At 72.8% G+C, this 13888-nt stretch carries 6 protein-coding genes; 4 read left to right on the forward strand and 2 right to left on the reverse strand.

The window, feature by feature from the left end; all coding sequences use genetic code 11:
- Positions 1-26 precede the first annotated feature (26 nt).
- Both HCT63_RS14100 and HCT63_RS14105 read left to right on the forward strand, forming a co-directional pair.
- A complete protein-coding gene (locus HCT63_RS14100) occupies positions 27-9170 on the forward strand; it encodes a type I polyketide synthase (protein WP_167005963.1) in 9144 nt (3047 codons plus the stop codon).
- On the forward strand, positions 9167-9559 hold the full coding sequence (locus tag HCT63_RS14105) for a holo-ACP synthase (RefSeq protein WP_167005966.1): 393 nt from the start codon (positions 9167-9169) through the stop codon (positions 9557-9559). The genes HCT63_RS14100 and HCT63_RS14105 overlap by 4 nt, the downstream gene beginning before the upstream one ends.
- A 181-nt stretch (positions 9560-9740) precedes the next feature.
- Here HCT63_RS14105 and HCT63_RS14110 read toward each other — a convergent pair whose 3' ends face one another.
- Together HCT63_RS14110 and HCT63_RS14115 are read right to left on the reverse strand one after the other, a co-directional pair.
- Positions 9741-10367 (reverse strand): TetR/AcrR family transcriptional regulator, encoded by a 627-nt coding sequence (locus HCT63_RS14110; RefSeq protein ID WP_167005969.1) that lies wholly within the window; start codon positions 10365-10367, stop codon positions 9741-9743.
- 130 nt (positions 10368-10497) lie between these two features.
- Positions 10498-11973, reverse strand: coding sequence for a S8 family serine peptidase (locus tag HCT63_RS14115; protein WP_167005972.1), 1476 nt, complete (start codon positions 11971-11973; stop codon positions 10498-10500).
- 180 nt (positions 11974-12153) lie between these two features.
- Here HCT63_RS14115 and HCT63_RS14120 point away from each other — a divergent pair, with 180 nt between their 5' ends.
- Positions 12154-13659: an acyl-CoA carboxylase subunit beta gene (locus tag HCT63_RS14120; RefSeq protein WP_167005974.1), complete on the forward strand. Its 1506-nt coding sequence runs from the start codon at positions 12154-12156 to the stop codon at positions 13657-13659.
- Positions 13646-13855: a biotin/lipoyl-binding carrier protein gene (locus HCT63_RS14125; protein ID WP_167005977.1), complete on the forward strand. Its 210-nt coding sequence runs from the start codon at positions 13646-13648 to the stop codon at positions 13853-13855. Before HCT63_RS14120 ends, HCT63_RS14125 begins: the two co-directional genes overlap by 14 nt.
- Positions 13856-13888: the final 33 nt, after the last annotated feature.

A 13888-nucleotide genomic window follows, 5' to 3' on the forward strand; every position in this document is an offset into this window, starting at 1 on the left:
GAGGTTTCCCTCATGTTTGGGTCATCATGAGACCTTCCGGCATCTACCTGAGGAAGTTCGAGGGACACGTGACGATCATCGACACCCCGACCACCCGGACGACGCACGTCGACCACCGTTCGCGGCTGATCGACGCTCTGAACGGCGGTACGCCCTACGCCGTCGCCTTCGGCGGCCAGGGCAGCCCCTGGCTCGAACCCCTGAGCGAGCTGCTCCGTACGTTCGCCCTCGGCTCCTCGATGCACGCCCTCTGCGCGGACGCCGAGTCCCGGCTCGAGCCCGTATGGGGTGAGCTCGCACGGCTCCCGTACGCCTTCACCCCGCTGGCCTGGGCCGACGCCCTCGCCGTCGCCGAGTCCGCCGCGTCCGACGACGCGCCCGCGACCCCCGACGCCGACCTGCTCGCCCAGCCTGCCGTCTCCGTGCCCGGTATCGCGCTGGCCCAGCTCGCCGGCCTCCAGGCGCTCGCACTGCAGGGCCTGGAGGCCGCCGCGACGCCGCCGACCGCCGTCGTGAGCCACTCCCAGGGCGTGCTCGCCGCCGAGGTGCTCGCCGGCCGCGACCCCGCCGACGTCCTCGCGCTGGCCCGCCTCGTCGGCGCCGGCATCCAGCTCGCCGCCCAGCGCGCCGGCCTGCTCGGCGACACGATGCTCGCCGTACGCCGCGTCGACCCGGCCGAGGTCGAGCGCCTCCTCGCCACGATCGACGGCGTCGACGTCGACCTCGCCCTGCGCAACGGCCGCCGTACGGTCGTCCTGAGCGGCCCCGCCGCCGACCTCGTCACCGTCCAGCGCCGCCTCGAGGCCGAGGCCAAGGCCCAGGCCGCCCTGCGCGAGCGCAAGGTGACCGGCGGTACGCCGTTCTCGCCCGTCTTCGAGACCCTCGACCCGCGTGCGGCCTTCCACCACCACGGGCTGCGCCCCGCCGGCGAGCTGGTCGCCACCTGGGCAAAGGCGTGCGGGCTCGACCCGGAGTGGGCGCGCGACGTCGCCGTCCGCGCCGTCATCGCCCCCGGAGACTGGGTCGACGCCCTGGAGTCCGCGCTCGACTCCGGCCCGGAGTGGATCCTCGATCTCGGACCGGGCAACCTCGCCTCGCTGCTCGCCGACTACGAGGCGACCGCCCGCGGCGTCGGGCTCGTCGCGCCCGCCACCCGTGAGGGCCACCGCGCGCTCACGACGCCGGGCGCCGCGCCCCGCCGACGCGAGGCCTGGGCGTCCTTCGCCCCGAAGCCCGTCACGCTGCCCGACGGCCGTACGGTGCTCGAGACCCGCTTCACCCGCCTGACCGGTCGCTCGCCGATCCTCCTCGCGGGCATGACGCCCACGACCGTCGACCCGGCCATCGTGGCCGCTGCGGCGAACGCCGGCTTCTGGGCCGAGCTCGCCGGCGGCGGGCAGGTCACCGAGGGCATCTTCGCCGAGAACGTCGGCACGCTCGACGACCTGCTCGACGACGGACGTACGTACGCGTTCAACGCGCTCTACCTCGACCCGTACCTGTGGAAGATGCAGCTCGGCCAGCAGCGCCTGGTCCAGCGCGCCCGCGCCACAGGGTCCGCCGTCGACGCCGTCGTCGTCAGCGCCGGCATCCCCGACCTCGCCGACGCCGTCGCGCTCGTCGAGGAGCTGCGCGAGTCCGGCATCTCGTACGTGGTGTTCAAGCCCGGCACCGTCAAGCAGATCCGCGAGGTGCTCGCGATCGCCCGCGAGGTCGCGCCCACTCCGATCGTCGTGCACGTCGAGGGCGGCAAGGCCGGCGGCCACCACTCCTGGGAGGACCTCGACGACCTCCTCCTCACCACGTACGCGCAGCTGCGTGCGCTGGACAACGTCGTCGTCTGCGTCGGTGGCGGCATCGGCACGCCCGACGCCGCATCGGCCTACCTGACCGGCGCGTGGGCACGCCGCCACGGCTATCCGGCGATGCCGCTCGACGGCATCCTCATCGGCACCGCGGCGATGGCGACGCTCGAGGCGACCACGTCGCCGCAGGTCAAGCAGATGCTCGTCGACACCCCCGGCACGCCCGAGTGGGTCGGAGCCGGCCGCGCCGACGCCGGCATGGCATCCGGGCGCAGCCAGCTCGGCGCCGACATCCACGAGATCGACAACGCCGCCTCGCGCGCCGGACGCCTCCTCGACGAGGTCGCCGGTGACACCGAGGCCGCGCAGCAGCGGCGCGACGAGATCATCGCCGCGATCGCCCCGACGGCCAAGCCGTACTTCGGCGACGTCACCGAGATGACGTACACGGCCTGGCTGGCGCGCTTCGCCGACCTCGCCTACACCGACCGCTGGCTCGACGTGACCCTGCGCGACCGGTTCCACGCGATGATCCAGCGTGCCGAGGCCCGCCTCCACTCCGCCGACCACGGCGAGATCGCGACGCTGTTCGCCGAGGGCGCGGACGTCGAGGACCCGCACGCCGCGCTCGCGACGCTGCTCGCCTCGTACCCGAAGGCGACGGAGGTGACCCTCCACCCGGCCGACGTGCCGTTCTTCGTCGAGGTGTGCCGCCGCCCGGGCAAGCCGGTGCCGTTCGTGCCGGTGCTCGACGGCGACGTCCGCCGCTGGTACCGCTCGGACTCGCTCTGGCAGGCCCACGACGCGCGGTACGACGCGGACGCCGTCTGCATCATCCCCGGGACCGTCGCGGTCGCCGGGATCACGCAGGTCGACGAGCCCGTCGCCGACCTCCTGCGCCGCTTCGAGGACGAGACGGTCGACGACGTCCTGACCGCCGGTGCGCTCACCTCGCGCGTCGCGGGTCGCCGTCGCGTCGACGCCGCCGACGACGTGCTGGGTCTCGTCCTCGCCGCGCCGGACGTCTCGTGGGCGGGCCGTACGGTCCGCAACCCCGTCCACCGCCTCGGCACCGACTGGGTCATCGTCGAGCCGGCACGCGCCGAGCACGCCGAGACCGGTGCCGTCCTGCGTACCGAGGGTGAGACCGCCGTGCTCGAGGTCGGCCTCGGCGGCGGCCGTACCCTGACCGTCCGCCTCCAGGTCGCCGACGCCGCCGACGGTGGCGCCCCGGTCATCACCGCAGACGACGCGGTGACGGCGATGCGCGACCTCGCGGGCCTCGCGGCCGGCGACGCGCTCCCGACGGTCGAGGGCGACGTCGCCCGCGCGGCCGTGACGTGGTCCGGCGACCTCGGCTCCGACCACGCCGCGGTCAGCTCCGGACCGCTCGTCCCCGGCGCCCGTCCTGCTCCCGACGCGCTCGTCGGGCTTGCGTGGCCTGCCGTCTTCGCCGTGCTGTCGCACGCGCAGGGCGACAGCGCCGTGCCGCTCGTCGAGGGCATGCTCGACCTCGTCCACCTGGACCACGCGATCGCTCTCGCGGGCGAGCTGCCTCACGAGACGACGACGCTGGTCGTCGAGGCGCGCCTCGCCGACGTCACCGACACCGGTGTCGGGCGCGTCGTGACGATCGACGTGACCGTCCGTACGGAGGCCGGTGCCGCGGTCGCCACGATGCGCGAGCGCTTCGCGATCCGCGGCCGTACCGGCGCCGCCGACCTCACCGACCCCGTCATCGCCGGCGGCGCGGCACGCGGCCCGGTGGCCGACACCCCGCGCCGTACCCGCGCCGAGAAGACCGTCGTCGCCCCGAGCGACCTGCGGGCCTTCGCGGCCGTCACCGGCGACCACAACCCGATCCACACCAGCACTGCCGCGGCCCGCCTGGCCGGGCTGGGCGAGCCGATCGTCCACGGCATGTGGCTGTCGGCGGCCGCGCAGCACCTGCTGGCACCGCGCCGCATCGACGGTTGGACCACGCGCTTTCTCGCCCCGGTACGCCCGGGCGCCGAGGTCGAGCTGCGCGCTGTCCGTACGGGGCTGGACTCCGGCGCAGAGATCGTCGAGGTCACCGGACGCAGCGAGGGCGAGCTCGTCCTTGCCGCGACCGCGCGGACCTTCGCCCCGCGGACCGCGTACGCGTTCCCCGGGCAGGGCATCCAGCACGCCGGCATGGGGATGGCCGGCTACCAGCGCAGCAAGGCGGCGCGTGAGACCTGGGACCGGGCCGACGCGCACACCCGCGAGGTGCTCGGGTTCTCGATCCTCACCGTGGTGCGCGACAACCCGACGGTCGTCGTCGCCCACGGCGTGACGCACAAGCACCCCGACGGCGTCCTGTTCCTCACGCAGTTCACCCAGGTCGCGATGGCCGTCCTCGGCTCTGCGCAGATCGCCGAGCTGCGTGAGGCCGGCGCGTTCGTCGACGACGCGATGCTGGCGGGCCACTCGGTCGGCGAGTACAACGCGCTGTCGGCGGTCTCCGGCGTCATCAGCCTGGAGGCCGTGATCGAGGTCGTGTTCCAGCGCGGCTCGGTCATGCACACGCTCGTCCCGCGCGACGCCGAGGGCCGCAGCGACTACCGTCTCGCGGCGATCCGGCCGAGCCAGATCGGGCTCGACGACGACGCGGTCGCCCCGTACGTGGCGCGCATCGCCGAGGAGACCGGCGAGTTCCTGGAGATCGCGAACTACAACCTGCGCGGCTCGCAGTACGCGATCGCCGGAACGGTGAAGGGGCTCGCGGCGCTCGAGGCGGACATCACGAAGCGTCGCGCCGAGTTCGGCGGCAAGGCCGCGTTCATCCTCGTCCCGGGTATCGACGTACCGTTCCACAGCCGCGTCCTGCGTGGTGGCGTGCCGGACTTCCGTACGCGCCTCGAGGAGCTGCTGCCGGAAACGATCGATCCCGCGATCCTGCTCGGGCGCTACGTCCCGAACCTGGTGCCGCGGCCGTTCACGCTCGACCGCGCGTTCATCGCCGAGATCGCCGAGACGGTTCCGTCGGAGCCGCTCAACGAGGTGCTCGCCGACTATGACGCGTGGGCCGCGACGCCGGGCCAGCTGGCGCGGCGCCTCCTCGTGGAGCTGCTCGCCTGGCAGTTCGCGAGCCCGGTGCGCTGGATCGAGACGCAGGACCTGATGTTCGGCGACCTCGGCGTCGAGCGGTTCGTCGAGGTCGGCGTGGGCAACGCGCCGACCGTCGCCAACCTCGCGTCGTCGACCCTCAAGCTCCCGACCTCGCCCGACCGCCCGATCGAGGTGCTCAACATCGAGCGGGACGCGGCGGCGGTCTTCGCGACCGACACCGACCCGGAGCGGGAGCCCTCGGCGGTCGAGCCCGGTCCGTCGTCGGTCGAGCCTGTCGAGACCCCCCAGTCGGCCGGGGCTGCAACGGTTCCCTCCCCCGCTGCAGCACCGGTCTCCTCCTCGGCCGAGCGACCGGCCGACCTCGCGTTCGACGCCGCCGACGCCACCAAGGTCCTGCTGGCCTGGTGGACCAAGATGCGGCTCGACCAGATCGGTGCCGCCGACTCCATCGAGTCGCTGTGCGACGGCGCGTCCTCGCGACGCAACCAGCTGCTCGTCGACCTTGGCGGCGAGCTGTCGCTCGGCGCGATCGACGGTGCGGCCGACGCCGACCTCCCGACGCTGTCGGGTCAGGTCAAGGGACTCGCTCGCGCGTACAAGCCGTTCGGTCCGGTCCTCGCGACCGCCCTCGGCGACCACCTGACCAAGGTCCTCGGCCCGACCGGCAAGCGCCAGGCCGCGATCGCGGAGCGCGTCACCGGCGCGTGGCAGCTCGGCCCCGGTTGGGCGAGCCACGTGACCGCCGAGCTCGCACTCGCGACCCGCGAGGGCACGAGCGTACGAGGCGGCGCGTTCGGTGACCTGGACGTCGCCGCAGGTTTCGACGCGGCCGTCGACGCCGCCGTCCAGGCCATCGGTGCCCGCCACGGTGTCGCGGTCGCGCTGCCGAGCGCCGGTGGTGGCGGCGACGTCACCGTCGACGCCGCCGCGCTCGGTGAGATCACCGCCGGCATCACCGGTCCGGACGGCGTGCTGGCCTCCACGGCACGGCACCTGCTCGCGAAGCTGGGCGTGGCGCCGACCGCGGAGACGACGGCGAGCGCGACCAGCGACGCCGACGCCGCCGTGCTCGCGCAGGTCGAGGCTGAGCTCGGCACCGAGTGGGCGCGGCTGACCGCTCCAGCGTTCGATGCCCGACGGGCGCTGCTGCTCGACGACCGCTGGGCGAGCGCCCGCGAGGACGTCGCGCGCATCGCCGCGGGCCGTGAGGTCGCCATTGCGACCAGCTCCTTCGCCGGCACCGGAGAGGACGTCGCCACCCAGGCTCGCTGGTGGGCGCCCCGTACCGACGACCCGGTCCTCGCGGACCGCCTCACCGCCATCGCCGAGGCCGCGCTCGACACGGCGCCCGGCGAGTGGGCCGACGACGTCGCCGTCGTCACCGGCGCGAGCTCCGGCTCGATCGCGTCAGCTGTCGTCGGCCGGCTGCTGGCCGGCGGCGCGACGGTGGTCGCCACGACGTCGAGCCTCGACCAGCGCAAGCTGCGGTCGTTCAAGGCGCTCTACCGCCGGTACGCCCGCGGCGGTGCCCGCCTGTGGGTGGTACCGGCCAACCTCGCCTCGTTCGCCGACGTGGACGCGCTCGCGTCGTGGGTGGTCGAGGAGCAGACGTCCAGCGCCGGCGGCGTGACCACAGTGACCAAGCCTGCTCTCGAGCCGACGCTGGTGTTCCCGTTCGCCGCGGGCCCGGTCTCCGGCGACCTCACCGAGGTGGGGCCGCGCAGCGAGGTCGACATGCGGATCCTGCTCTGGTCGGTCGAGCGCCTCGTCGGCGCCTTCGCCACCAGTGGCCGCGACCACGACCTGGCGTCCACGCTCCACGTCGTGCTGCCGGGCTCGCCGAACCGCGGCATGTTCGGCGGCGACGGCGCGTACGGCGAGGCCAAGGCCGCGCTCGACGCGATGGTCACGCGGTGGTCGAGCGAGTCGACGTGGAACCAGCGCGTCACTCTCGTCCACGCGATCATCGGCTGGGTCCGCGGGACCGGGCTGATGGGGGGCAACGACCCGCTCGTGGACGCCGTCGAGAAGGTTGGCGTCCGTACGTGGTCGACCGACGAGATGGCCGACGCGCTGCTCGACCACGCGACCGTCGACGCACGGGCGAGTGCCCGTATGGCGCCGGTGACGGCCGACCTGACCGGCGGGCTGGGCGAGGTCGAGCTGGACCTCGCAGCCCTGGCGCGCGAGGCGGGGTCTCGACAGGCTCGACCGACGGAGGGGGCTCGACCGACGGAGGCGACGATCGACGCACTCGCCCCGTCCCCGGCGCAGCTGCCGGCACGGCCCGACGTGTCGTGGCCGAGCCTCTCGGCCCGTCCCGAAGACCTCGTCGTCATCGTCGGTGCCGGCGAGCTCGGCCCGTACGGGTCGGCGCGCACGCGCTTCGAGTACGAGGTCTCCGAGGAGCTCTCGGCTGCCGGCGTGCTCGAGCTCGCCTGGTCGACCGGGCTGGTCGCCTGGGACGACAACGGCGGCTGGTACGACGTCGAGTCGGGCGAGCCCGTCACCGAGGCCGAGATCCACGAGCGCTATCACGACACCGTGGTCGAGCGGTGCGGCATCCGCCGCTACGCCGACGACGGCGCGCTGGTCGACACCTCCACGCCGCTGCTCGCCCGGGCGTACCTCGATGACGACCTCACGTTCAGCGTCGGCAACGAGGCGGCCGCGCGGGCGATGTACGACGCCGACCCCGACCGTACGGTCATCGCACCCGGTGCCGACGGCGACTGGGCCGTCACCCGCAAGGCCGGCACCGAGATCCGCGTCCCGCGGCGTCTCGCGCTGACCCGGACGATCGGCGGCCAGATCCCGACCGGATTCGACCCAGGTGCGTGGGGCGTGCCGGCGGAGATGCTCGAGTCGCTGGACCGGGTCGCGGTCTGGAACCTCGTCTGCACCGTCGACGCGTTCCTGTCGTCCGGCTTCAGCCCGGCCGAGCTCATGCGCTGGGTCCACCCGGCGGCGGTCGCGAGCACGCAGGGCACCGGTATGGGCGGCATGACGTCGATGCGTTCGCTCTACATCGACACGCTGCTCGGCGAGGCGAAGCAGAACGACATCCTGCAGGAGGCGCTGCCGAACGTCATCGCGGCGCACGTCATGCAGTCGTACGTCGGCGGCTACGGCGCGATGATCCACCCGGTCGCGGCCTGCGCGACGAGCGCGGTGTCGGTCGAGGAGGGTGCCGACAAGATCCGCCTCGGCAAGGCCGACTTCGTCGTGGCCGGCGGCTTCGACGACCTCTCGACGGAGGGCATCATCGGGTTCGCCGACATGTCCGCCACGGCCGACTCGGGGGTGATGCTCGCCAAGGGCATCGACCCGCGCTTCGTGAGCCGGGCCAACGACCGGCGGCGCGGCGGGTTCGTCGAGTCGCAGGGCGGCGGCACGATCCTCCTCGCGCGCGGCGACGTCGCGGTGCGGATGGGCCTGCCGGTGCTCGGCGTGGTCGCGTACGCAGGGTCGTTCGCCGACGGCGTCCACACGTCGATCCCGGCGCCGGGTCTCGGCGCGCTGGCCGCGGCCCGCGGTGGCGCGCAGTCGCCGCTGGCCCGGGGGCTCGCCGCCCTCGGTCTCGGCGCGGACGACGTCGCTGTCGTGTCGAAGCACGACACGTCCACGGCGGCCAACGACCCGAACGAGTCCGAGCTGCACGAGCGGATCGCCGCGTCGCTGGGCCGATCGGACGGCAACCCGCTGTTCGTGATCTCGCAGAAGACGCTGACGGGTCACTCCAAGGGCGGCGCGGCCGCGTTCCAGATGATCGGGCTCTGCCAGGTCCTCGGGAGCCAGGTGCTGCCGCCGAACCGTTCGCTCGACTGCGTCGACGACGTCCTCGACGAGAACCCGCACCTGGTGTGGCTGCGCGACGCGCTCACGGCGCCGGCGCCGCTGCGGGCGGGGCTGGTGACGAGCCTCGGGTTCGGCCACGTGGCCGCGCTCGTCGCGCTCGCGCACCCGGCGGCATTCCTCGCGACGCTGGGTGCCGAGGAGCGGGCCGAGTACGAACGCGCCGCACGGGCCCGCGAGGTCTCGGGCCGGCTGCGGCTCGTGCACGCGATGTACGGCGGCCCCGCCCCGTACCAGCGACCTGTCGGACGTCGTCTCGGCGACTCCGGCGTGCGGGAGCGGGAGGCAGCCATCCTCCTCGATCCGCAGGCACGCCTCGGCACGGACGGGACGTACGCGGTGGGAGTGGGGAGTGCCGCGTACGACCAGGGATCGTCCGCGCCAGGTATCGGGGACGGCGAGCCGGGCACGCCGTGAGCGTGCTCGGGGTGGGCGTGGACCTGGTCCACGTCCCGTCGTTCGCCGAACAGCTCGCGCAGCCGGGAAGCCGGTTCGCCGAGCTGTTCACCCCCGGCGAGCGAGGTGACGCGTCGGATGGTTCCTCCGACCGTGCGCGTCACCTCGCCGCCCGGTGGGCCGCCAAGGAGGCGGTCGTGAAGGCGTGGTCGGCCTCGCTGTATGGGCAGCCGCCGGTCGTCGACGAGGCCAAGGCGCTGGCCGCGATCGAAGTCGTCAAGGACGCCTGGGGGAGGCCGGCGATCGTGCTGCACTCCCCCGTACGCGAGCACCTCGACGCCTCACGGCTGCACGTATCGCTCTCGCACGACGGCGACTACGCGATCGCGTACGTGACCCTCACGTCCTGACGCCCCGGGTCCCTCTTTTCGCCTCCCGGGTCGGTTTCTGGTGCCCGCGGGTCAGTGTGAGTGACCCGGCGCCGCCAGAAGGTGACCCGCGGCGGGCAGGGAGTGACCCGGCGCCGCCAGAAGGTGACCCGCGGCGGGCAGGGAGTGACCCGCGGGCAGGGAGTGACCCGCGGCCGGGGGGTTAGCCGGACTGCTCGGCGGCGAGCAGGTACGAGCCGAGCAGGCGCTTGAGCTCGATGACGGCCTCGGCGTGCTCTTGGCCGTCACGGATCGAGAAGTTGAGCATCGAGTACGCCACGTGGACGAGGACCTCGGCGATGATCTTGCGGCGGGCGCGCGGCGTCTTCGGCGTGAGCGGCGCGAGCACGTGCGCGACGTCGGCGGCGAGCTCGCGCTCGGTGACGGCGGCGGTCGCGCGTGTCGCCGGCGTGGACTGCACGGCGTGCCAGACCGCGCGCCGCGACGGGTCGGTGACCCAGAGGGCGGCGATGTGGTCCACGAGCTGGTCGAGAAGCCGCAGCCAGTCGAGCGTCGGCAGCTCGGCGGCGAGGCGCGCGAGCTCGGCCCGCACCGCGATCACGTCCTGTCGGTCGAGCTCGCAGACGACGACGTACTTGTTCTGGAAGAACTGATAGATCGTGCCGATCGGGATGCCCGCGCGATTCGCGACCTCCTCGAGCGTGAACGACTCGAACCCGGCCTCGAGCAGCAGGTCGCGCGAGGTCTGCAGAATCAGGTCGAACTTCTTCTGACTCCGCTCCTGCGTCGGCCTCCGCCGCGGCTCGAGGATCTCGACGGTCGCGTTCACGCCTCCAACCCTACCGATGCGTAAGTTCCGGCGCGGGGAGGCGTGGCCCGCGATGCAAACGCGAGTTGCGCAGACGCGGCGACGCGGCGCGCCCCGTACGAGGCTGCGCCGCGCCGGACTCGTCTCTGCGTCAGCGGCCTGCGGCGTCGAGCGCGTCGACGAGGCCGTCACCGAAGAAGCCGTTGTACGCGTCGGTGCCGGTGCAGCGCACGTCCGTCGGGCACGGCTTGTCGTCAGCCTGGGCCCGCACCAGCGCGGCGAGCTCACCCGGCGAGGCGTCGGGGTGCGACGACTTCAGCAGCGCCAGCACACCGGCCACGTGGGGCGAGGCCATCGACGTGCCCGACTTGAGCCCGTACCCGCCACCGAGCACGGTCGACAGGATCCGGCTGCCCGGAGCCGCCACGTCGATGACGCCGTCGCCGTAGTTGGAGAACGTCGACTTCGCTCCGGCCTGATCGGTCGAGGCGACCGTCACGACACCCGGCAGCTCGGCCGGAAGGTCCTCGCAGCCCTCGTCGATCGGACGTGTGCCCGGCGTCGTGTCGTTCGGGCTGGTCGCGTCGGTCGTCTTGTTGGCGAGGTCGTAGTTGGAGTTGCCGGAGGCGGCAGCGCTCACGACTCCCTTGCGCTCGGAGTACGAGACGGCGCGGCGCACGGCCTCCTTGGCAGCCGCCTGGTCGGGATCGTTGCTGCACCAGAACATCCACGGATCGATGTAGTAGCTGTTGTTGGTCACGTCGACCCCGTGCTCGGCCGCCCAGACGAACCCGCAGATCGCGTACTCGGGATAGATGTAGCCGTCGTCGTCGACCACCTTGATCGAGGTCATCAGGGAGTTCGGCGCGACGCCGACGATCCCGACGCCGTTCTTGGCGGCGCCGATCGTGCCGGCGACGTGCGTGCCGTGGTCGCTGGTCGTCGGGATCCACGCGGATCGGCTGGTGTCCGGCACGCCGTACGCGGTGCAACCGACCGAGTTCTTCGCGTCGAGGTTGGGCGCGAGATCGGGGTGCGTGTCGTCGATGCCGCTGTCGAGGACGCCGACGGTGACGTCGCGGCTGCCGTCGCCTGCCACGTCGGCCTTGATCTGGGTCATGTCCCACTGCTGCGCCTCGAGCGGGTCGGTGGCGACCAGCTCGGTCGCAGAGACGCCCTGGCGGACCTCGAAGGCCGAGCGGGTCTCGGTGCTCCGCGTGAGCGTGCGTGCCTGCGGCGCATCGGCGGGTGTCTTGACGGCGGCGGTACGCGTGGCGCCGACCGACTGGACCGCGTGGCCCTTGGCGGCGTCCACGACGTCCTCGCGGAACGAACCGCTCGTCGAGTGGGCGACCACGACGCCGATCTGAGGCCAGGACTGGACGACCGTACCGCCGGCGTCGCGCACGGCGCGCTCGGCGAGACGGGTCTGGCCCGGGTTCGGCTTGCTGTTGACGACGTAGCTCGTCAGCTCGCCGTCAGCGGCCTGCGTGGCGTCTGCAGACGCCGGAGCGGCGTTCAGGGCGGCAGCGACAAGGCCGAAGCCGCAGAGTGCGGCTGCGGCAGCGAAGGGGCGTCGAGAGCGGTGGTACGGGCGGGTCGGGGGTGGGGTTGCCGAACTGACCATGGGGGCATCGTCCTCCGGTTGCAGTCTCGTTGTGTGCGGCAACCGTAGACCGACTCGGAGCCACCCGCCGATCAGCTGCTGAGACGGGGACACGCCGCGCTGCGGGTTGACAAGAACATGAGGTACCCCTCATCTTTGTAAGCAGTCCTGAGGCTTCCCTCATGTTTTAGGAGACCGAAGTTGACCACGATCAACACAGAGCCCGCAACCTCCGACCACCGCGCCCGGTTGGCCCGTCGTCGCCAGGAGCGGTTCCGTCACGTCGAGCCGCGCGGACGCCGCGAGTACACCGCTCGCGAGCGTGCCGAGATGCTCGTCGACGCCGGGTCGTTCGTCGAGATGAGCCCGATGCGCATCGACGGTGACGGCAAGGGCGCCGGCGTCGTCATCGGCTGGGGCCGGGTGGACGGGCGCGGTGTCGTCGTCGCGAGCCACGACGCCGCGGTGGCCTCCGGAGCGATCGGCGCCGTGATGGCCGAGACGATCCAGAAGGCCCAGCGCTTCGCGATCGACAAGGGCTACCCGATCGTCTACATCAACGACTCCGGCGGCGCCCGGATCCATGACGGGATCCTCGCTCTGCACGGCTGCGGCGAGATGTTCGCGCTCAACGTCAAGGCCCAGAAGCGCATCCCCCAGATCTCGCTGATCCTGGGTCCGTGCGCGGGAGCCGCGGCGTACTCCCCCGCCCTGACCGACTGGACGATCATGGTCCGCGAGCAGGGCCAGATGTTCCTCACCGGTCCCGACATCGTCAAGGCGACCACCGGCGAGGACGCGAGCGCCGAGGACATCGGCGGGTCGCAGATGCACACCGAGACCAGCGGTGTCGCGCACCTCGAGGTGACGAACGAGGGCGAGGCGTTCCATGCGACACGCCTCCTGCTCTCGTACCTGCCGTCCCACGTCGGCGCCCCGATGCCGCTCGTCGCCTCGCGCCGGCCTGACGCGGTGGCGGCCGAGCGCCTCCCGTACGTGGTCCCGGACCGGGCCAGCGTCGTCTTCGACATGCGCGAGGTGATCGATGGCGTGCTCGACGCCGGCCCGCGCCTGGAGCTGATGCCCGCCCACGCGCCCAGCATCCTGACCCTGTTCGGCCACCTCGACGGCCGGCCCGTCGGCGTGCTCGCCAACCAGCCCGCCTCGCGCGGCGGCGTCCTCGACGCCAAGTCGTCGGTGAAGGCCGCTCGCTTCATCGAGTTCTGCGGCCGGTTCGGGCTGCCGGTGGTGACGTTCGTGGACGTCCCCGGCTTCCTTCCCGGCACCGTCGAGGAGGGACGCGGCGTCATCACGCACGGCGCCAAGCTTCTCAAGGCGTACGTCGAGACCGAGTCCCCGCTGCTGACCGTCGTCGTCCGCAAGGCGTACGGCGGCGCCTACATCGCCATGGGGTCGCGCTCGCTCGGCGCGGACTACTCCTGGGCATGGTCCGGTGCGGAGATCGCCGTGATGGGCCCCGGCGGCGCCGTGGCGCTGCTGCACCGCCGTACGCTGCGCGACGCCGAGAACCCCCAGGCCGTACGGGACGAGCTCGCCGCGGAGTACCGAGAGAACGTCGCTCGGCCCTACGTCGCCGCCGAGGCGGGGATCATCGACGACGTGATCCTGCCCGAGGAGACGCGCGATCGTCTCGTCGACGCGATGGCGACCCTCGGCCACGAGGGCGGTGCCGATGTACGCCGCTAAGGCCGAGATCGTCGGGAACGTGTGGCGGGTCGTGGCCCGTGAGGGCGACCGGGTCGCGGCCGGGGACCTCGTCGCGGTCCTCGAGACGATGAAGATGGAGATCCCCGTGCACGCCGGCGCCGCGGGCACCGTACGACTCAAGGTCGCGGAGGGCCAGATCGTCCAGGAGGGCGACGTCATCGCCGAGATCGGCTGACACCGCCACGCTCCCCTCCCGGGGCCGCGACGT

It is taken from the genome of Mumia sp. ZJ430 (genome assembly GCF_011751845.1).
Lineage (GTDB): Bacteria > Actinomycetota > Actinomycetes > Propionibacteriales > Nocardioidaceae > Mumia.